The organism is Undibacterium sp. TJN25 (genome assembly GCF_049339885.1).
Lineage (GTDB): Bacteria > Pseudomonadota > Gammaproteobacteria > Burkholderiales > Burkholderiaceae_D > Undibacterium.
In genome coordinates this window covers 103,852-122,697 of sequence record NZ_JBMPPM010000002.1, presented here as the reverse complement: position 1 = coordinate 122,697, position 18,846 = coordinate 103,852, and the positions used below count along the sequence as shown (strand labels likewise).

Genomic DNA, 18,846 nt, shown 5'->3' with positions numbered 1-18,846 from the left:
CTATCAAAGTTACAATCATTTACTTATTTGATAATTTCCTTAAAACCAAACAGTTAATTTGCACAAGATGACACAGCAGCCAGACCTGGCTTTACTCCAGACCATAGACTTGGTCGCCCTCGGTGCGCAACAGCCGGTGGATACCGATTACCTGTTGACCGGCATCAGCGCGGGCTCCCTGCTATTGCTGAACCAGCGTCCGCAGCATTACCCCCAGGAACTGCACAAGGTAGAAGAGCGCATCATCGTGCTGCAAGGGCATATTGGAATAACTGCCGGTAACCAGACTGCCGCAGCGTCGGCCGGGCAGATGATTATCGTGCCTGCCGGGCTTGACCACGCCTACTCCAGCGACTCCGACGGCGTGGTGGCCGTGATTTTCGGGCAGCAAGAATAAGTTTTTTTCCCCTCTCTCTCCCTTGCTTTCCAGGCGTGCTGCCATTCTGCCCGGCAAGCTTCGCACATTTCGATCTTCCATAAGGTGTAAAAATAGTGAAAGCTATTTGACAACTTCCCTGACGTGGACTATATTAACTTTTCGATAACACTTTATTTCTTTACAAGCAGGCTGGAAAGAATTGCCTGCTTACACTTTCTGAATACCGTCATCTCGCAGAAATAAAGTCGTGTAGTGCAGGCTACTGACGTGCCCGCACAAATACCGGACGAACGCCCACAGAGCGGTTTGCGCCACGGCTGCCAGATCTAGCCGGCGCACCCTGTTGCGGCGTTCGCGATTTCAGCTCAGAGAAAAGGAATAGTATGAAAGTGTTTCAAACGATCAGGGATGTGTTGCTGGGCTTGCTGGCGCTGTTGCTGCTGCTTGCTTTGCTGCCCATCTCTGCCAGCGCCCAACCCTTGTATCACTCACTGGCAGGCCCCACCCAGCAAAGGCTTGCCAGCCTACGCCTGTCGCCCTCGCTGGCAGATGCCACTTCGCTGGCGCTGTCGCCTTCCGGCCTGAGCGTCGCCGATGGCTATCGGAAACTGGCGCAAGCCGCGCCTGCGGATTTTTCCGAGATGCCGGTCAAGCCCGCAAGTGTCCAGGCCGGGCATGGAACGACAGCTTGCAGTGCCATCGCAGGATTTCCAGACTGCAGCAGCGAGGACCATGCGGCCGCTCTGGCTAGCCACGCAAAAGCTTACCTGCCCGATCCTTCACCGTGGCTGATGCTGCTGCTGGGGCTAATCGGCATCATGCTGCTGCGCCGCCAGATGTGAACGGCGCATGAGCTGGCGCTTGCGCGCCGCCCAAACAAAAGCCCCGGTTCAGCAAAGAACCGGGGCTTTTTTCTTGCGCAGACAATCTTCAGCCGGCGCTGTTCTTCAAGCGGAAAACGCCGAGACCGAGCACCACAAAAGCGCCGCCCGAAATACGGTTGAACAGTTGCGCGCGGCGCCGGCTGGAAAACCAGCCCCTCATACGGCGTGCCAGCAGCACATAGAAGCAATGCGCCAGTATCGCGCACAAGGCAAAAGTCAGCGTCAGTACAAAAAATTGCTCGGGCACCGACACTTCGGGTTTGATGAATTGTGGGAACAGCGCGGTAAAAAACAGGATGCTTTTAGGGTTGGTTACCGCTACCAGCAGGCCCTGGCGGAAAAATTTTGCATGGGCCTCGCCGGCCGCAGGTACCACCTGCACCTGCTGTTCAAAAATATTGGCCTTGCTGCGCCACTGGCGCACGCCCAGGTAAATCAGATAAGCCGCACCGGCCAGCTTGAACACACCGAACAGCAAGGCAGACGTGTTCAGCACCACGCCCAGGCCGGCCATTGCCGCGCTCGACACCAGGAAAATGCCGGTGGCATTGCCAACCGAACTGAGCAGCGCTTTCTTCGGACCAAAGGCGACCGAATTGGAAATGGCCAGCAAAATCGCCGGCCCGGGACTGAAGGTGGTAACCAGGGATGCTGCCAGGAACACCAGCCATATCGATAAACTCATTGCCTGCCTTTCAAATTGCCATGTTTCTGCTCCAGTAAATACCGGAGCCTGTATTTACCCAGATTCTATACCGACTCGGTCAGTCCCAGCTGATCCAGCAAATCCTGCACCAGCTCCAGCCGCAACAGGGGATTATCCAGCGCCAGCAGATGCTGCTTTTCGGTCAGCGGGATAGGCAGCAGTTCGCACCAGCGGTTGGCGACCCAGCCGCAGTCATTCAAACGGAATGGCGGCCGCATCGGCAGTTCGCCTCCTTCGCCGACCTTTTTTTGCAGCGACGTAATCAGGCTTTGCAGCATGTCGGAGGCAATCTGCAGCTCTTGAGGGATGGAAATGTTGTGGTCATCTTCCACGTCCTCCACATCCGCCATCCATAAGCCATGCTTGAGCTGTTCGCTGGACAATATTCTGAAGCGCACACCGCCTATGCAGTTGATGCGGATCAGGCCGGGCTGGGGTTTGCCCCATTCATCGATCTTGGCAATGGTGCCGACCGGCGCCAGTACATCCCGGCCTTCCAGCTTGCGCACTTCGCTGCCTTCGGCAAGAGAAACAATACCGAACTCGCTCTGGTTGGCAATGCACTTGCCTATCATGTCCAGATAGCGTACTTCAAACACCTGCAAAGGAAGCAGGCCGTCCGGAAACAGCACGGTTTTGAGAGGAAAAAGAGGAATGGATCTGGAAGGCATACGACATATTGACACGAAGCTGCATTTTTTGCAGCGCGCCGCGCCGAAAACGGGACAGCACGCGCCGCCTGAAAACCGCGCTTACACCTACACGCCGTTCTTTGCTACCGCCTTCTGGTACGCAGGCCGCGCTTCTATCATATCGACAAAGCGTGCCAGGTTGGGATAGGCGTCCCGGCCGCCGCGTACGGCCACCTGGGCGACAAAGGACATCTGCACATCGGCGCCGCTGAGCGCATTGCCAACCAGGTAATCACGCTGCGCCAGTTCGCCCTCCAAAAAACCGAGATGGTTCTTCAGCTCGCTCTGTATGCGCGGCTGCAAGGGCACGCCTGCCTCGCCGAGGCGGCTGACATACAGTTTCAGCATCAGCGGCAGCATGGCAGAGCCTTCTGCATAGTGCAGGAACTGCAGATAGCGGTTGTAATCAGGCGTATCGATGGCCGGCGCAAAACGGCCGTTGCCGTAGCGGCGCACCAGATATTCGATGATGGCGCCCGATTCAAAAAACACCTGGCCATCGTCGCGAATGACTGGCGCCTTGCCCAGCGGATGCACTGCCTCCAATTCGGGCGGCGCCAGGCGTGTGGCGGGATCGCGCTGGTAATTGATCACTTCATACGGCAGGCCCAACTCTTCCAGCATCCAGGTAATGCGGCGTGAGCGTGATTCGTTCAGGTGGTGTACTTCTATCATGCAGTGTCTCCGGTTTGTGTTTTATTGACGTTTTCATTTGCGTGTCCATTATCGCCAGAGTTTAGCACGAGGGTTCTTTTTTCAGCGCTGCAAACGGATATCCGCTTCCCGTTCAACATAGCGCCACTCCTCCGTCGCCCGCAATGCAGAAAGCAATCGATTGAACGTGCCCTCATGCTCAGGCGCGAACTCAAACCAGGTCAGGAAATCGAAGGGCTCCTTATCCGACAGGTCGCGGCAATGATAGAGCTTTCTGGCGACGGCAGGAAGGTATTGCCTGCCTATGCTGTTATGGCCTGACTGCTCTTCAAATATCCGCCTGCGTTCATCTTGTGTCAGCGCCCACCATGCAGCGCTTTTACGGATAGGGATCAGCGCGGCACAAGTGGCTTCCTGCCTGCCCAAGCCCTGCTGCACGGCCAGTAACGCATCTTTTTCCGCGCGTGTGACGTAGCGTTCGTTGCTGGTGATGCCGCGCAACGCCCAGCCTTTTGCCAGATGCGGCTTGATGTCCATGCCCGGCAATATGTCCAGCCTTGCGGCATCCGCCAGCGGCTCGCCGGCAATGCTGCTGTTGCCAATGATGCGCCAACAGCCTGTATCACCGCCGACAAAAGAAAACATGCGTGTATCCATCTATCCTGCCCCTGCTGTAGTTGATCCGCCTGTTGGTCGCTGCGCTACATCGATTCATTACAAAAGGTAAGCAACGCAGGGAAATAGATATTTTTACAAAATAGGTCCGATTCCGACCTATAAGCTGCTTACGCTGTATTCCACCGGCAGCAAAGCCCGCCAAGCCGGCATAAAACGATCGGTAACACAATCAACTCATCTGGAGATATGGCGATGGAACACTCGACTACAGCAAAAAGAGAAAAGGCAGCAACGGCAACTTCAGGCATACACGATTTTGACTTCATATACGGCCACTGGCACATCGCCAACCGCCGGCTGACTGCACGGCTGCAGGCCTGCACCGAATGGGAAGAGTTTGAAGCTGTGGGCCATGCACGGCCGCTGCCCGCGGGAATAGGCAATTACGATGATTTCGTTGCACGCGGCTGGCGGCCCGATTTTGTCGGCATGTCGCTGCGGGTATTCAATCCAAAAACGGAACTATGGAGTATCTACTGGCTGGAAAATAAAACCGGCGGGCTAAACGCCGCGGGCGCCTTGCTACCGCCGGTAGTAGGCAAGTTCACGGACGGCATCGGCGTCTTTGAAGGCGATGATGAGCACGACGGCAAGGCAATCCGGGTGCGTTATACATGGTCCCACATCACCGAATCCACTGCGCGGTGGGAACAGGCGATGTCGGCAGACGGCGGCAAGAACTGGGAAACCAACTGGGTCATGGAACATACCCGCGCCGCCCTGCAACAATCGGTGTAGCCGTATGAGCCCGAATGCGTTCAGCACGCAGTTAATGATTGCCGCAATGGCGGCCTGCGGCCTATGCGCAAGCGCACAGGCCTCCCCTATCAAAGAAAAACACACTATGGACACGACCAGTATTTTTCCTGCTGCACCGAATATCGCCAATGACTTCCAGGTCATTGAATTTCGCCGCTATACCATCAAGCAAGGCGGCCGCGAACAGTTTGCACTGTATTTTGAAAGCTTTTTCCCGGAAGCCTTCCAGCAGTTGGGCGCCATCGCCTTCGGCCAGTTTTTCGAGCGCGCGCATGCGCAGGGCTTTAGCTGGCTGCGCGGCTTCCCGTCGATGGAGGCGCGCGCGATCGCCAATTCTGCTTTTTACTACGGCCCGGTGTGGAAAGAACATAAGGCCACATTGAACAGCCTGATAGAAGACAGCGATAACGTCTACCTGATGCGGCCACTGAACCCGGAACGCAGGCTGGCCGTGCTGCCTGCAATGGACCCCGTACGCGAGCCTCAGGGCGCGCAAGGCATTCTGGTGGCGCAATTGTTTGCGGTAAAAGCGGGCCAGGCCGATCATTTCGCCAGGCAGGCGGAAACGGTATTTGCCAGCTACCGCAGCGCCGGCTTGATGGAGGCCGGCGTGCTGGTCACGCTGGATGCACTGAATAATTTCCCGCAATTGCCGGTCAGGAGCGATGGGCCTTACCTGCTGTGGCTGGGCATGGCACGGGACCAGCAGATGCTGGACAGCGTGCTGCCGCTGCTGCAGCAACAGTCCGTGCGCCGCCTGGCCGAAACGGGCATGCTGGCACAGACGCCGGAACTGATCATCATGGACCCAACGCAGCGTTCGCGCCTGCGCTGGCCGGCCGATAGCAATCATGCAAAAGGAGACAAGCAATGAACCAATCGGGATTGGCCTTCGTCGAAATACGCTCTTACTCGCTGAAGCCCGGCCAGCGCGAAGCTTTTCACCAGCAGGTGGTGCAGCAGGCCTGGCCGATGCTGCTGCGCTGGGGCGTTGACGTGCTCGCATTCGGCCCGTCGCCGCATGATGAGACTTCGTATTACCTGATCCGCGCCTATGACAGCCTGGAGCACCGGGAAGCAAGCCAGGATGCGTTTTATGGCAGTGCGGAATGGCGTGAAGGTCCGCGCGAGTCCATCGTATCGCGCATCAACAACTATACTTCGGTTGTACTGGAAATGGGTGCTGTTGCCTTGAGCGCTATACGGCAGCCGGCCTTGCAGGCCAAGCTGGCAGGTTAAGCGGTAAAGCCAGGCGCTGCCCCTTGTGCGCCGCCAAACACGGATCGTGGTCAAATCATCATGATCCGGCGCCGCTGGCCGCATTCATTTCTTTCCGTGTTGTATGTCTGTAAATTGGCCGGATTAAGCTTCCCTTATGCACTAAAATGAAGCCTTGGGCCGGCTCATGTGTTTTAGCATGGGCAATCCGCCAATACCAGACAAAAGGAAAGACACTTTGACCCGCGATGACCGCAATGACGTTTTTGGCAAGATGCTACTGCGGTGCCGCTCTGCCCGGAGATGCGCCCTTGCCTGGCTGTTTTTTGGCCTGTCCTTTGGGCTGATGGCCGGCTGCACGAGCCTGCCTACCGTGGACCGGTATGCCAGCGAGGCAGTGCCGCTGTCCACCGCGACCGCCTTGGGCAAAATCGCCCAGGAATCGATTCCATCGCCGGAGCTGTCGGGCTTCCGGCTGATGCCGCTCGGCTCGTTCTCTCTGGATACGCGCCTGCAACTGGCAAGCCGGGCGCAGGCAACGCTGGATCTGCAGTACTACCAGTTCCAGGACGATGAAACCGGCAGGCTGCTGCTGCGCGCACTGGCAGACGCCGCCAAACGCGGCGTGCGCGTGCGCCTGCTGCTGGACGATTTCTACACCAGCGGCAGCGATACGCTGTTCCTTGGCCTGGCGGCCTACCCCAATGTACAGGTGCGGCTGTTCAATCCTTTCTGCTGCGTGCGCAATACCAGTCAGCTGACCCGGTTTGCGGCATCGTTTGGCGACTGGTCACGGGTTAACCACCGCATGCACAACAAGCTGTTCATTGCCGACGGGGCAATGGCCGTCATCGGCGGCCGCAATGTCGCCGATGAATACTTCCAGCGCAGCATGGCGGAAAACTTTGTCGACGTGGACGCCTTCACGGTAGGCTTCATCGTGCCGCCGCTGGCGGAATTGTTTGACCGTTATTGGAATAGCTTCTCTGCCTATCCGCTGGAAAGCATTGCGATGACGAGCATAAACAAAGAGCAACTAATTGCCCAGTTTAACGAAAGAACCGGGCCGAAGACGACACCACAACCGGCCAAGCTGGGGCCCAACGACATACTGGGCTACGGCCCCATCTCCGACGACCTGGACGCCGGCCGCTTGGGCCTGATCTGGGGCGATGCCTATGTCTTTGCCGATTATCCCGACAAGCCTTTCGAAAGCAAGGCCGGCGCCGATCCGCTGGAAACCAGCGTCACCTACAACATCGTCGAAGAAATGCGGAAGGCAAAATCCGAAGTGGTGGCGTCATCGCCCTACTTCGTACCGGGTCCACGCGGCATGAAATTGATGCAAGGGCTGCGCGACAAGGGCGTAAAACTGCAGGTGCTGACCAATTCGCTGGCCGCTACCGATGAATCCATCGTCCATGCAGGCTACAGCCGCTACCGCGAAGACATGCTGAGGATGGGCGTGGACCTGTATGAGCTGAGCCGCTCTCGCCTCAAGGTCAATAACCGGCCTTTCCACTTCGGCTCTTCGCTGGGGAGGCTGCATGCGAAGGTAGTAGTCATCGACAAGCACCTGTCCTTCATCGGCTCGGCCAACCTCGATCCGCGTTCGGCCAGCGTCAACACCGAGCTGGGCGCCATCATAGAAAGCCCTGCGCTTGCGAAAGAGCTGCTGAACATCATCGACATAGACCGCCTGCAAAGCGCCTACCGCGTGCGGCTGGATCCCAGCGGGCACGGCCTGCAATGGCTGACCGCCGATGATGAAAAGGAAATGATACTGAATACCGAGCCGGATTCCACGCCGTGGCTGCGGCTGAAACTGTGGCTGCTGGGGCCGTTGATCCCGGAAGAGTTATTGTAAAACCGACGCGTGCGGCAAGCATGTGGTAATTTAGCAGATATGGCAGCTCCTGCAATGGCGTAACGAGCAAGGAAATCATCATGAAACCAGTTCATCTATTCATTCCTGCAACGATCGCGCTGGCGATGTCCAGCACGGCGAGCTTTGCCGCGCTGGACATAGGCGAGGATGCGCCCAAGTTTGTGGCCAATGTATCGGTCAACGGGCAGGCACAAAACTTCTCGCTTGCAGACGAACTGCGCAAAGGGCCGGTAGTGGTATATTTTTTTCCCTCCTCGTTCTCGGTAGGCTGCAGCATAGAGGCACATAATTTTGCCGACGCCATCGACCAGTTCAAGGCCGCCGGCGCTACCGTGGTGGGCGTGTCGCGCGATGACATGGACACGCAGAAGAAATTTTCCGTCACCGCATGCAACGGCAAGTTTGCCGTGGCCGCCGACCCCGACCTGGCCATCGCCAAATCCTACGATGCCGTGCTGACGACCCGGCCCGACTATGCGAACCGCATTTCCTACGTCATCGCGCCGAACGGCAAGATCAGCTACCGGTACAGCAGCCTGAACCCTTCCAAGCACATCGAGAACACGCTGAATGCGGTAAAGGAACTGCACGTACAGGTGCACTGATCTTGCTCTGAATTTGGCTGTGGAGTATTGCAATCAGCTTTCCGGATTGACGGATACATCATCCGTCCCACCCGCCTCATCCGCCGAGGCCAGAAATTCCCTGACCGCTAGGCCGATGCCGGCATGCTGAGATAGTTGTTCGGCATGCGCCACCTGCCCGCGTCTCAGGGCCAGCACAACGTCCTGCATCTGCCGGAAATGCAGCAGTTGCGCTTCCGCATGCGCCAGCCGCGCAGTGAGTTCCCGGTTGCGCAACTCCAGATCCTGCAAGGTCTGCAGCGACAACGGCACATTCTGCGCCCCTGCGCCCACCGGCTCTTTATGCGAACCCGCTACCAGCAGATAGCGTTGCGCATCTGCCAATACGATACAGAGCCAGTTGGCGGCGGAAATCAGTTGCTCCCGGCGCCCGCCATTGACCGACAGTTTCCCCACAACCGACGTCTCCAGATACAGCGGCAAGGCCATCGTATCGTGCCTCGGCCTGGCGCCCTTACCGAGCAACACCATACCTGCCATGTCCACCACGCCCCAGCGCGCGCCCAGCATTGTCGTCAGCGCGGATTGCACTTTGATCAGGGGCACTGCCGTGAGCAGATCACTGAGACCGACAACACGTCCTGGTTGCTGGACATTCATCCTTGTCACCTCGCTAGGGCCATACAGTTTCATCACTGCGAGTGAGTTCTGCCAGCACAGGTAAACTGCCGAAAAATACGGCACACGTGCCTTGGCAAAGGGAAACTAAGCTCAATTCATCATAGTCCATTTCAAGGCCTTGTCCATTGCCCAAACAGCCCGCAGCACCAGCTTTTGCCAGCACGCAACAGCGATGAACAAATGCCGAGTTTTGCGGCGAGCTGACGCACACGGAGACTGTGACAATTGCATGACATCTGCTACAAGACAACGTCGAATTCACTAAAAATTTTCGTTTGAGAACACAAAATTCGGCGAGATGCATACTGCTCAAAATTAATACTGCGTGGCAAGCTTATTGCATTAAGCATAAGCACAATTCAAAGCGCTGCGTTTGCCACAAGCAAACGGAATAATTTTGTAAGTAGAGGATAGAGGGACAGATGCAAGCAACAATACAGGTGGAAGAATTTTTGCCATATATGCCTGGGGTAGCAAAATGCGAGCGTTCGCTGAGAGAGCTGAACTTTGCATGGCGGTTGATAGAATCGACCGCCAAGATGGTCTGCCCGGCGGAAGCCAAAACCATACTGCCGACGATGAAGGCCACGCGGGAAGGTTTCAACAGCCTGGAGAAGCAGCTGATCACCAATTTGGCGCAGGAGAACATCACCAAATCGGTGCAGGAGATGCAGTTCAAGGCTCAGGTCATTATCGACATCGTCGTGCGCAACCTGTTTGAACGCACGGCCGATGTGGGCTTCCTGGCGATGGATGATGCAATACGTGCGTTCATTCTTGATGAAGACAGGGATGCAGGCACTCTCGTGCCGCGCCTACAGGCCTACCGCGACAAATACACGGTCTATGATGAAATCCTGATCCTCGATACTGGCGGCGAAGTGCTGGCCCATCTGGATGGCGCCAGCGATGTCAGCCATTCCTCCGACGCGCTGATTGCAGCAACGCTCAATTCCGACTCCTACGTGGAAAGCTTCCACCACTCCGACCTGCGGCCGGGGCAGGAACGCAGCCTGATCTATTCGCGCAAGATCGTCCACCCGCGAGACGGCAGCGCCATTGGCGTGCTTTGCCTGTGCTTCCCACATGCAGTGGAGATGGAAGGTGTATTCGACGGCTTGCGCAAGACAGCTGACCGTTCCGTCATGCTGATGCTGGACGCCGACGGCTACGTAATCTCCAGCAGCGACGAGCCGCACATCCCCGTGGGCCGGCAAGTGCCGCTGGCGCTCGATGGCGATTATCAGATTATCTCTTATGCCGGGCGCGACTATTTTGCCAAGACCTGCGCGGCACAGAACTACCAGGGCTACGGCGGCCCCGGCTGGCTCGGCCACGTGATGATCCCCTGTGAAGCTGCTTTCAAGGGACAGGCGCTGGATGCGCTGTCCGCCTACGATGCGGCGACGCTGGCCGGCATCATGGCGCATGCAAAGACCTTCTGTCCGCCGCTGCATGAGGTTTCCGTCAGTGCCGAAGCCATCAACCTGGCCTTGCGCCGTGTAGTGTGGAACGGCAAGAACATGTCTGCCGGCCAGGACAGCGACCTGCTGCGGCTGAAATCGATACTGCAGGAAATCAGCCAGACCGGCGACGAAACCAGCCGCGTCTTCAAGGACTCCATCCACGACCTGTACGGCACTGTCATCTCATCGGGCTTGCAGGATGCGCAATTCATTTCGCGGTTGATGATAGACATCATGGACCGCAACCTGTACGAGCGCGCCAACGATTGCCGCTGGTGGGCGTTGACGCCGGATATCCGCCGCCTGATGGCCGAAAGCCTGCAAACCGGCTCACTGGGCAACGAAGACACGCTGCGCATCGCGCAGATACTGGAAGCCATCAACGCGCTCTACACGGCCTATACCAGGCTGGTGGTATTCGACGCCAGCGGCAGGATAGTGGCCGCCTCCGACCTGCACAAGGACGGACTGGAAACCGCAGGCTGCATGATGGACCCCGCCCTTGTGCGCAAGACGCTGGCGCTGCCAGGCAGCCAGGCCTATTGCGTGTCGGGCTTCGAACCTACCTGGCTGTATGCGGACCGGCCGACCTATATCTACTGCGCCGCAATCTTCCACCCGGATGAAAACCGGGCCGTCGGCGGCATAGGCATCGTATTCGATTCGGAACCGGAATTCAGGAACATCCTGCTGTCGTCCCTGCCCAAGCGCGCCGGCGCCTTTGCCGCATTCACCGACCGCGCAGGAAACGTCATTTCCAGCACGCACGCAGGCTATCCGCCCGGCGCTGAACTGCACCCTTCACAGGCGATCATGCAGGAAAAGACCGGCGTCAGCGCCGCGCAGATCCTGGTGCAGGACGGCCAGTACATGATGGTGGGCCACACCGCCTCTTTCGGATACCGCGAGTTCAAAAACAGCGGCGACTACCACAACGATGTGATCGCCATGGTCTTTGTCCCCATAGGCGAGAAGACGGAGGCGAACGCCGCGGATCAGGGCTGGGCGTATACCGACGATAGCCATGAACCGAAGCAGGATGTTCTGGAATACGCGACCTTCCTGATCGATGGCGACGTCTTTGCGCTACCCACGTCGCATGTGGTGGAAGCCGTGGAAACCGGGCGCATGCATTCCGCCTCCACGCTGAAGCCGCTGATTTCCGGCGTACTGGATTACCAGGACAATAGCGGCGAACCATCCATCTTCGTGCCCGTGGTGGATATGCGCAATCTAATCCGTCCCGGCACGGACAGCACGGGAGAACTAGGCGAAATCATCGTGGTACGGCAAGGAAAACATACGCTGGGCCTGCTGGTAGGCAGCCTGCACGACGTGCTGGAATTCGGCAGCGGCCAGATCGACCCGCCGCTGAACATGTTTCACAACCAGCCGCGTTTCGTCTGCAACCTGATCAAGACCGGCAGCCACAACCGCATGATACAGGTCATCGATTTCGACAGCATCATGCGGCACGTGTATGAAAAAAAATCCGCAGCGGAACAGGATACCTTTATTGCAGGGGCTGCCGGGTCCGTCGAATCTGCCGAGTCCATAGAATCCATCGATCAAGCAGCGGACGGCATGCCGGAAAGCATGCGGGCATAAAAAAAGCGGGGAAGCATCTCACGCTGCTTCCCCACCGGGCTGTACATGCCTGGCTCCAGCGCCAGGCTCCGATACCTCAGGTATCAGCCAAGATCAACAGGTATGAATATCTTGGCGTCCTCCCTTTGCACCAGCAAGGCGATTGTCTTGCCTGCCTTCTGCACCATGCCCTGGAACTGCTTGCCGTCATTGACCGTGACGCCGTTGATCGACAGGATCACGTCTCCCGGTTCTATGCCCGCCTTGGCGGCGGCGCCCGCCACCTGCTCGACCACCAGCCCCTTGCTCAGGCCCGACTGCCTTTGCTCTTCCCTCTCCAGCGGACGCACCGTTACGCCCAGACGGCCCTTGGACAGCTTGGGATCGTCGCTCTGCGCCAGCTTGGTGTTTTTCAGTTCGCCTATCGTCACTGCCAGCTTGATAGGATCGCCTTTGCGTATCACGTCCAGCTTGCCCGTGGTGCCGGGCGCCAGGTCGCCGACGATGCCGGACAGATCGGACGCATGCTCCACAGTCTTGCCGTTAAAGCCGATGATGACGTCACCGGGCAGCAGGCCGGCCTTCTCTGCCGGACTATCCTTCTCGGTGGAGCTGATCAGCGCGCCTTCAGTCTTTTTCAAGCCGAAGGAATTTGCCAGTGCCTGGTCCAGCTCCTGTGTGTACACGCCAAGGTAGCCGCGCGTTACCTTGCCATATTTGATCAGCTGCGCCTGCACCTTGTTGGCGACATCGATAGGGACCGCAAACGACAGGCCCTGATAACCGCCGGTCTGGCTATAGATCTGCGAGTTGATCGCAATCACTTCGCCCTTCAGGTTGAACAGCGGGCCACCGGAATTGCCGGGATTGACAGCCACGTCGGTCTGCATGAAACCCACGCTGGGGTCACCCGGCAAAGTACGCGATTTGGCGCTGACAATACCGGCCGTGGCCGTATTCTCAAACCCGAACGGCGAACCTATTGCCAGCACCGGCTCGCCCACCTTGGTCAATGCTGGATCGCCCAGCACGACAGTCGGCAGATCCTTGGCATCGATCTTGATCACAGCCACGTCGGCGCGTTTATCCGCACCCAGCACCTTAGCCTTGAATTCACGCCTGTCGGTCAGCTTCACCGTCACTTCCTGCGCGCCATCCACGACGTGTGCATTGGTCAGGATCAGGCCGTCATGGCTGACGATAAACCCGGAACCCAGCCCACGCATCATGCCGCCGCCCTGGCCATGCGGCGAATGCGGCATATTCGGCATCAATGGACCGAAACGGCGGAAAAATTCGGATAGAGGATCCTGCTGCTGGCCGCTGTCGTCATCATCGTCGTCATCCTGCGGATCGCGCATGCTGACCTTATGGGTCTTGCCGATGACGCTGATATTGACCACGGCAGCGCCGTAGCGGTCCACGATACCGGAGAAATCCGTTGTCGTGGCAATGCCCGCAGACACGGTATGCGCAACCGGCAGCGTGCTCTCGGCAACATTGGCAGCCTGCACCTTGCTGATGCTGCCGCCCTCCAGGTAGACATACCCGCCGACTGCGGCGGCGACTACGGCGGCGGAGATCAGGCTTTTCGCAAAAACTTGGTTTTTCATGCAACACTCCTTCTGTATCAATAGACTGGACTAGCAATCGTTGAGATAGATATTAGGAGTGAAGATTTAAAATAGACTTAAAGGATGAATTTTTTTTGAAAATTTTGTTTTTGTTCGATGAACGATGACTCCGCTTTCCGTATTTTAGAAGGCGGAAGTGCATGCTTTCTCATCAGTATTGGCATTCCCTTCCCCGCTTGCAGGAGAGAGTTAGGGGGAGGGACGTGCTGCCGTAGAAAGTATTCAGTATCAAAGACTAAGGCTGAACGCCACCCAGGCGAACTGTCACCAGCAAGCCCTTACCCGTGTTGGCCAACACAACCTCCCCCCCCTGCCCCTCTACAATCCTGCGCACAATTGCCAGCCCCAATCCCGTCCCCTTCGCATTCGAACCCGGCACGCGGTAGAAGCGGTCAAACACCCGCGACAAATCCGCCTCCGGTATGCCGGGGCCGTTATCCTGCACGCTGATAACAACGCTGCCGGCATCCGCCAGCAGCGACACATCTACGGTCGAGCCCGGCGGGCTGTAGCGGATTGCATTGTCCAGCAGATTATTCATCAGAATGCGCAGGCTGTCCGGGTTGCCCATCAGTTGCGCCGGCATCTCGGTGCGTATGCCAAGGTCTATATTCTTGTCGGCCGCCGTCATGGCGAAGTCGCCGATCGCGCCATGCACCAGTGCCTGCAGGTCCACCGGCGCGGGCGCCTCTTCCACCGCGCCGGGCTCCTGCCTGGCGAGCGTCAGCAATTGCTGCACCAGATGGATTGCGCGTTCCAGGCCTTGCTTCAGGTCAGCGAATGCTTCCTGGCGCGCGCCATCGTCGGCTGCCCTCTCCGCAAGCAGTATCTGCAGCTTGAGCGCCGTCAACGGCGTTTTCAATTCATGCGCGGCGTCAGCAATAAAGTTGCGCTGGGCCTTGATGGAAGTATCCAGCCTTTGCAGCAGCGCATTGAGCGCCTTTGTCAGCGGCTGCACCTCTTGCGGCACGCCGGCCTCCGAAATCGGCGTCAACGCACCGGCGTCGCGGCTCTGCACATCACTGGCGGCACGCTGGACAGCGGACAGGCTGCGCCCTACCGTCACCCAGATCAACCCGGCCAGGAAAGGCAGGATCAGCAACAGTGGCGCAACGGTCTTTAGCGCCAGCCGGGCAGCAAGCTCCAGCCGGGCGCTGAGCGGCTGCGCCACCTGCACGATGGTGTCGCCCAGCTGCGCGCTATAGATGCGCCAGGTCGTGCCCTGCGCCGAGAAATTGGAGAAACCGAGCTCAGCACGTTGCGGCAGTGCAGAGCTGTCGTGCGAATGGTAGATGCGCAGGCCGTGGGTGTCCCAGATCTGGATGATGATGTCTTCCTGGATATTCGACAACTCCGGCCGCGTGGGGATCAGCGGCGCATACGATTGCGACGGCAGCGATGCCACCAGTTGCTTCATCTGGTAATCGAACAACTGGTTAGCCTGCTCGCGCACCTGCACGTAGATCATGCTGCCGGCAAACACGATGCCGGCCAGGATGCCGATGGACAGCCACAGCAGCAGGCTGCGGCGGACTGAAGAATTTTCAGGGTGGATGAGCTTGTCGGCAGCGCTCATGCGGGCCTCGGAATCATATAGCCTACGCCCCGCACATTCTTGATGAAGTCGGCGCCCAGCTTCTTGCGCAGCGCGTGGATATACACTTCCACGGTATTGCTCTCCACCTGCTCATCCCAGCCATACAGCTTTTCCGCCAGCTGCGCCGGCGAGAACACGACGCCGGGCCGGTCCAGGAAGGCTTCCAGCAGGCTGAACTCGCGGGCGGACAGCGATACAGGCTTGCCCTGCAGGTGAACTTCATGCGTGGCGGGGTTAAGCGTCAGGTTGCCGAAGGTGACCACCGGATCGGCACGGCCGGACTGCCTTCTCAGCAAAGCGCGGATGCGGGCTTCCAATTCTTCCAGATCGAAAGGCTTGACCAGGTAATCGTCAGCGCCGGAGTCCAGGCCCTTGACCCGGTCGGCCACGGCGTCACGCGCGGTCAGTATCAGCACCGGCATGCTGTTGCCCTTCCTGCGCAGCGAACTCAGCACATCCAGCCCGGCCTTGCCGGGCAAACCCAGGTCCAGCAGCAGCAAATCATAGTTTTCCAGCGCCAGTGCATTTTCCACCGCGCCGCCATTTTGCACCCAGTCCACGGTAAAGCCGTCCTGCCGCAGCCCCTTGCGCAAGCCCTCGCCCACCATGGGATCATCTTCGACCAGCAATAATCGCATTCTTTTCACCTTGCCAGAAAATATCGCACAATTCTAGCCGAAGACGGCCTGTTTTAAAGTTCGTTCCTTCACCATGAGCCGCTGCCATCCGGACACTACCGCCTGGCTTGCAGGCCGTTAACAAATTCAGCGTTTTGTCCGACATGGTTCTAAGAATGCGCCTATGCGCGCAAAATGACGCCAGTTTTACCATGAAATCGAACCTCTGATTAACGTTGTTAGCCTGATCCGTGGTCCCCGTCCCCGGCCGTCTGGTATGGCGATGTTGCGAGTGTGTGGAGGCGCACACCTTGGTGAGAGAAGAGCTTTGATGGAGAGCTCGCCGTATCTTTCGCCGCGCATGCAGTCGCCGCACCTTTGTTTCCCCCGGCCCTGGAAGGCATGCCACTGTTAACCGGAGGTTCCCTTATTTAACCGGAGCTTTCCTTATTTAACCGGAGCTTTCCTTATTTCACTGCACGGCGAGCCGGAAGACGCCCGCAAGCTGTTTGCCAGTGGCTCTCTTGCGCTATACTGATTCCCTATTTTTTGCAGACACGCTCTGCGTCCATCAGGGAGATATCATGCCGGGCCATCCAACACTGCAAGAATTATCCAGCGTCCTGCGCCATCTGCACAGAAGCCTGATCGAGGCAGAAAGCCTTAACTTCCCGGAAGCGAGAGGTCCCTTTGACAGGCTGGTGATGGTCGTCGAGCACCCTGCTTTCAACTGGCTGCATGCGTTGTCGGAGCTGATCGTCGAGATTGATGAACTGGCCGATGCCGCAGCAGATACTGCTCACCCTATTACTCCTTGCAAGGAAGTCATAGAAAGACTGCTGGGGCCCGCCCCGGCCCTGCGCGAAGATTTTCGCTCGCGTTATCTGGAACTGATGCAGACCGCACCGGATGTGGCGATCGCTTCAGGCGCAGTCAGAAGGCTGCTGGCCCGGCTATGATGCAGCAAAGTCTGCAGCAAAGCCGTTAATACGGCGAACCGGTCTTAAAACAGGGTTCCGTTCAAATCAGCTGCCGGCTGTTTCACTGCCGGCTTGGGAGCAGGCGCCGCCGCCATCAACTCTACCGGATGGGACTGCAGATACATTCTGGCCAGCTCCGGTTCGCGGCAGTTCAGCCAGTCGTCATAACGGTTCCTGGGAATGACCACGAGGGACCGTTTTTCATCTTCCGGCCGGTGAAAGCGTTTCATCAGCGGATGCCCGTCCGCATTCACCGTCAATTGCGTGAACGAAAACGCGCGGCTGCCGTCTGCCTCTTCCCATGACCTGTACAGTCCTGCGACCGCAAACGGCGCCTCGTCCGACTGCGCGATGCGCCAGCGTACGGCGCTGCCAGTCTCCCAGCTGGGCTCAAAATAGCCATGCATGGGTACCAGGCACAACTGGCCGCGGCGCCATGGCAGTGCATAGCTGGGCCGCTCGGCAATGGTCTCCGCACGCGCATTCATTGTCGAATAATGCTTCACGTCGGCAGCAATGTGCCGCTTAGGGACCATGCCGTAGCTTGCAGGCACGGCAGCACGCCTTCCCGACCTGGTTGCGACAATTACCGGCGCCAGGTAATCCTGGTAAACCTCTTCCGGCCATTCTTCCGGCGAATTGACGACCACGTCAAAATGATCCTGCAAGGTTTGCTTGCCGACAGTCAGGAAATTAATGCACATAGTTAGCGGGGCAAAAATACAGAATTATCTTCCGTAAACAGATTTTCGTCACTTCACCAGACACACCAGACATTCTTCCCAAGGCTCGAACCCAATTCATTATTTTCAAAAAATCACTATTTGCCTGGATCATCCCACTGAATTAGCATCGCCGTATGTCAATACGTCATGCCAATGATTTCTTTATGGCAAGCATTTAGCAAAGTAATTCGCCATTTGAGCAAGGCACCGCTCTAAAAATGTAGTTCTGGATTAACATTGAGGCCAAGCAACGCACTAACCGCTAACAAGCGGTGAATATAAGGAATATCAAGTCTTCATGAAAACACGCATACCAGTAGCCGCGAAGCTGCTGATCGCCCTGCTGATCGCCCCGGCAGCCTGCATCTCTGCCATAGCACAGGCCCAGACCATGCCTTTGCTGATGAGCGAAGAACTGGATGACAGAAACAATATGATTCCGCTGGTGCCGGAGATCATTAATACGCTGCACGCAGTGGAAGTCGCCGGCCAACTGCAATTCGACATCCGCCGCTATCCGTGGAAACGCGCGATGATCAATGCTGAGAGCGGTGAAGGCGTCATCTTCGGCATTTCCAAAACGCCGGAGCGGCTGCGCCGCTTTACCTATTCAGACCCTGTCATGGCAGACGTGGCCTGGCTGGTGGCAGCCTGCGACGCCACCTTCCCCTTCGCAAGCGTCAGCGACCTGAAAGGAAAAACCATAGGTATCGTGCGCGGCACCACTTACGGGGAAGAGTTCGACCGCCAGGCCAATGTCCTGTTCAAGGCGGACGACGACACCAACTCCAATCCGGCGCGCATGAAAAAATTATTGCTGAAGCGCACAGACGCCATCGTCATGTATGGCAACAACGTGGACCGTGAAGCCTATGAAGCATCGGTCAACAAACAATATGCGGAAAGCGCCACAGGCGCCAACGACCATGGCGCCAGGCTGTTTTGCGTGCTGCCGAAACCGATTTCGGTGATGGACGTGCATTTCGCCGTACGCCCGGACCTGGATAAAGGCATCATCCGCAAGCTGAACGCTGCCATTGCGCTGGCGAAGAAACGCATGCAAATGCAAAAACCGACATCGTCCAAAGAAGCAAAATGACTATGCGGGCCGGAGGAT

Annotated in this window: 19 protein-coding genes; 10 read left to right on the top strand and 9 right to left on the bottom strand. The window is 57.6% G+C overall.

The features are described from left to right. Nucleotides 1-67: 67 nt before the first annotated feature. Both ACO0LO_RS04115 and ACO0LO_RS04110 read left to right on the top strand, forming a co-directional pair. On the top strand, nucleotides 68-397 hold the full coding sequence (locus ACO0LO_RS04115) for a cupin domain-containing protein (RefSeq protein WP_422962929.1): 330 nt from the start codon (nucleotides 68-70) through the stop codon (nucleotides 395-397). Nucleotides 398-762: 365 nt separating this feature from the next. Continuing rightward, nucleotides 763-1,221, top strand: coding sequence for a hypothetical protein (locus ACO0LO_RS04110; RefSeq protein ID WP_422962928.1), 459 nt, complete (start codon nucleotides 763-765; stop codon nucleotides 1,219-1,221). Nucleotides 1,222-1,309: 88 nt separating this feature from the next. Here ACO0LO_RS04110 and ACO0LO_RS04105 read toward each other — a convergent pair whose 3' ends face one another. The 4 genes from ACO0LO_RS04105 to ACO0LO_RS04090 form a co-directional block, all read right to left on the bottom strand. After that, nucleotides 1,310-1,948 carry a LysE family translocator gene (locus tag ACO0LO_RS04105; protein ID WP_422962927.1) on the bottom strand — a complete coding sequence of 213 codons (639 nt, stop codon included), beginning with the start codon at nucleotides 1,946-1,948 and terminating at the stop codon, nucleotides 1,310-1,312. A 65-nt stretch (nucleotides 1,949-2,013) separates the two neighbouring features. Continuing rightward, nucleotides 2,014-2,640: an LON peptidase substrate-binding domain-containing protein gene (locus ACO0LO_RS04100; RefSeq protein WP_422962926.1), complete on the bottom strand. Its 627-nt coding sequence runs from the start codon at nucleotides 2,638-2,640 to the stop codon at nucleotides 2,014-2,016. A gap of 87 nt (nucleotides 2,641-2,727) precedes the next feature. After that, nucleotides 2,728-3,336 carry a glutathione S-transferase family protein gene (locus ACO0LO_RS04095; protein WP_422962925.1) on the bottom strand — a complete coding sequence of 203 codons (609 nt, stop codon included), beginning with the start codon at nucleotides 3,334-3,336 and terminating at the stop codon, nucleotides 2,728-2,730. 81 nt (nucleotides 3,337-3,417) lie between these two features. Continuing rightward, complete coding sequence (locus ACO0LO_RS04090) at nucleotides 3,418-3,972, bottom strand: chlorite dismutase family protein (protein ID WP_422962924.1); 555 nt, start codon at nucleotides 3,970-3,972, stop codon at nucleotides 3,418-3,420. 213 nt (nucleotides 3,973-4,185) lie between these two features. On the opposite strand from ACO0LO_RS04090, the gene ACO0LO_RS04085 reads away from it, so the two are divergent. From ACO0LO_RS04085 to ACO0LO_RS04065, 5 genes are all read left to right on the top strand, one after another. Then, complete coding sequence (locus tag ACO0LO_RS04085; protein WP_422962923.1) at nucleotides 4,186-4,731, top strand: hypothetical protein; 546 nt, start codon at nucleotides 4,186-4,188, stop codon at nucleotides 4,729-4,731. Nucleotides 4,732-4,837: 106 nt separating this feature from the next. Further along, nucleotides 4,838-5,626: a hypothetical protein gene (locus tag ACO0LO_RS04080; RefSeq protein ID WP_422962922.1), complete on the top strand. Its 789-nt coding sequence runs from the start codon at nucleotides 4,838-4,840 to the stop codon at nucleotides 5,624-5,626. Continuing rightward, nucleotides 5,623-5,991, top strand: a complete 369-nt coding sequence (locus ACO0LO_RS04075) for an NIPSNAP family protein (protein WP_422962921.1) — start codon at nucleotides 5,623-5,625, stop codon at nucleotides 5,989-5,991. The genes ACO0LO_RS04080 and ACO0LO_RS04075 overlap by 4 nt, the downstream gene beginning before the upstream one ends. A gap of 217 nt (nucleotides 5,992-6,208) precedes the next feature. Then, nucleotides 6,209-7,837: a phospholipase D family protein gene (locus ACO0LO_RS04070; RefSeq protein WP_422962920.1), complete on the top strand. Its 1,629-nt coding sequence runs from the start codon at nucleotides 6,209-6,211 to the stop codon at nucleotides 7,835-7,837. 80 nt (nucleotides 7,838-7,917) lie between these two features. Further along, on the top strand, nucleotides 7,918-8,463 hold the full coding sequence (locus ACO0LO_RS04065; protein WP_422962919.1) for a peroxiredoxin: 546 nt from the start codon (nucleotides 7,918-7,920) through the stop codon (nucleotides 8,461-8,463). 33 nt (nucleotides 8,464-8,496) lie between these two features. Here ACO0LO_RS04065 and ACO0LO_RS04060 read toward each other — a convergent pair whose 3' ends face one another. Then, the gene (locus ACO0LO_RS04060; RefSeq protein ID WP_422962918.1) at nucleotides 8,497-9,102 is read right to left on the bottom strand and encodes a hypothetical protein; all 606 of its coding nucleotides are present in this window, start codon (nucleotides 9,100-9,102) and stop codon (nucleotides 8,497-8,499) included. A gap of 443 nt (nucleotides 9,103-9,545) precedes the next feature. Here ACO0LO_RS04060 and ACO0LO_RS04055 point away from each other — a divergent pair, with 443 nt between their 5' ends. Beyond that, a complete protein-coding gene (locus tag ACO0LO_RS04055) occupies nucleotides 9,546-12,197 on the top strand; it encodes a chemotaxis protein CheW (RefSeq protein WP_422962917.1) in 2,652 nt (883 codons plus the stop codon). Between the two features lie 83 nt (nucleotides 12,198-12,280). Here ACO0LO_RS04055 and ACO0LO_RS04050 read toward each other — a convergent pair whose 3' ends face one another. From ACO0LO_RS04050 to ACO0LO_RS04040, 3 genes are all read right to left on the bottom strand, one after another. Then, nucleotides 12,281-13,789, bottom strand: a complete 1,509-nt coding sequence (locus ACO0LO_RS04050) for a Do family serine endopeptidase (protein ID WP_422962916.1) — start codon at nucleotides 13,787-13,789, stop codon at nucleotides 12,281-12,283. 256 nt (nucleotides 13,790-14,045) lie between these two features. After that, entirely contained in the window at nucleotides 14,046-15,386 is a 1,341-nt protein-coding gene (locus ACO0LO_RS04045; protein ID WP_422962915.1) for an ATP-binding protein, read from the bottom strand. Beyond that, nucleotides 15,383-16,045, bottom strand: coding sequence for a response regulator (locus ACO0LO_RS04040; protein WP_422962914.1), 663 nt, complete (start codon nucleotides 16,043-16,045; stop codon nucleotides 15,383-15,385). The genes ACO0LO_RS04045 and ACO0LO_RS04040 overlap by 4 nt, the downstream gene beginning before the upstream one ends. A gap of 563 nt (nucleotides 16,046-16,608) precedes the next feature. On the opposite strand from ACO0LO_RS04040, the gene ACO0LO_RS04035 reads away from it, so the two are divergent. Then, on the top strand, nucleotides 16,609-16,983 hold the full coding sequence (locus ACO0LO_RS04035) for a hypothetical protein (RefSeq protein WP_422962913.1): 375 nt from the start codon (nucleotides 16,609-16,611) through the stop codon (nucleotides 16,981-16,983). Between the two features lie 44 nt (nucleotides 16,984-17,027). On the opposite strand, the gene ACO0LO_RS04030 is transcribed toward ACO0LO_RS04035, so the two are convergent. Beyond that, nucleotides 17,028-17,708, bottom strand: coding sequence for an SOS response-associated peptidase (locus ACO0LO_RS04030; protein WP_422962912.1), 681 nt, complete (start codon nucleotides 17,706-17,708; stop codon nucleotides 17,028-17,030). Nucleotides 17,709-18,027: 319 nt separating this feature from the next. Between ACO0LO_RS04030 and ACO0LO_RS04025 the strand changes: the two genes are divergently transcribed. Continuing rightward, on the top strand, nucleotides 18,028-18,828 hold the full coding sequence (locus ACO0LO_RS04025) for a substrate-binding periplasmic protein (protein WP_422962911.1): 801 nt from the start codon (nucleotides 18,028-18,030) through the stop codon (nucleotides 18,826-18,828). Nucleotides 18,829-18,846 lie beyond the last annotated feature (18 nt).

Coding starts and splice junctions, on each gene's coding strand:
- ACO0LO_RS04115 (WP_422962929.1), top strand. CDS start 68: ATGACACAGCAGCCAGACCTGGCTTTACTCCAGACCATAGACTTGGTC.
- ACO0LO_RS04110 (WP_422962928.1), top strand. CDS start 763: ATGAAAGTGTTTCAAACGATCAGGGATGTGTTGCTGGGCTTGCTGGCG.
- ACO0LO_RS04105 (WP_422962927.1), bottom strand. CDS start 1,948: ATGAGTTTATCGATATGGCTGGTGTTCCTGGCAGCATCCCTGGTTACC.
- ACO0LO_RS04100 (WP_422962926.1), bottom strand. CDS start 2,640: ATGCCTTCCAGATCCATTCCTCTTTTTCCTCTCAAAACCGTGCTGTTT.
- ACO0LO_RS04095 (WP_422962925.1), bottom strand. CDS start 3,336: ATGATAGAAGTACACCACCTGAACGAATCACGCTCACGCCGCATTACC.
- ACO0LO_RS04090 (WP_422962924.1), bottom strand. CDS start 3,972: ATGGATACACGCATGTTTTCTTTTGTCGGCGGTGATACAGGCTGTTGG.
- ACO0LO_RS04085 (WP_422962923.1), top strand. CDS start 4,186: ATGGAACACTCGACTACAGCAAAAAGAGAAAAGGCAGCAACGGCAACT.
- ACO0LO_RS04080 (WP_422962922.1), top strand. CDS start 4,838: ATGGACACGACCAGTATTTTTCCTGCTGCACCGAATATCGCCAATGAC.
- ACO0LO_RS04075 (WP_422962921.1), top strand. CDS start 5,623: ATGAACCAATCGGGATTGGCCTTCGTCGAAATACGCTCTTACTCGCTG.
- ACO0LO_RS04065 (WP_422962919.1), top strand. CDS start 7,918: ATGAAACCAGTTCATCTATTCATTCCTGCAACGATCGCGCTGGCGATG.
- ACO0LO_RS04060 (WP_422962918.1), bottom strand. CDS start 9,102: ATGAATGTCCAGCAACCAGGACGTGTTGTCGGTCTCAGTGATCTGCTC.
- ACO0LO_RS04055 (WP_422962917.1), top strand. CDS start 9,546: ATGCAAGCAACAATACAGGTGGAAGAATTTTTGCCATATATGCCTGGG.
- ACO0LO_RS04050 (WP_422962916.1), bottom strand. CDS start 13,789: ATGAAAAACCAAGTTTTTGCGAAAAGCCTGATCTCCGCCGCCGTAGTC.
- ACO0LO_RS04045 (WP_422962915.1), bottom strand. CDS start 15,386: ATGAGCGCTGCCGACAAGCTCATCCACCCTGAAAATTCTTCAGTCCGC.
- ACO0LO_RS04040 (WP_422962914.1), bottom strand. CDS start 16,045: ATGCGATTATTGCTGGTCGAAGATGATCCCATGGTGGGCGAGGGCTTG.
- ACO0LO_RS04035 (WP_422962913.1), top strand. CDS start 16,609: ATGCCGGGCCATCCAACACTGCAAGAATTATCCAGCGTCCTGCGCCAT.
- ACO0LO_RS04030 (WP_422962912.1), bottom strand. CDS start 17,708: ATGTGCATTAATTTCCTGACTGTCGGCAAGCAAACCTTGCAGGATCAT.
- ACO0LO_RS04025 (WP_422962911.1), top strand. CDS start 18,028: ATGAAAACACGCATACCAGTAGCCGCGAAGCTGCTGATCGCCCTGCTG.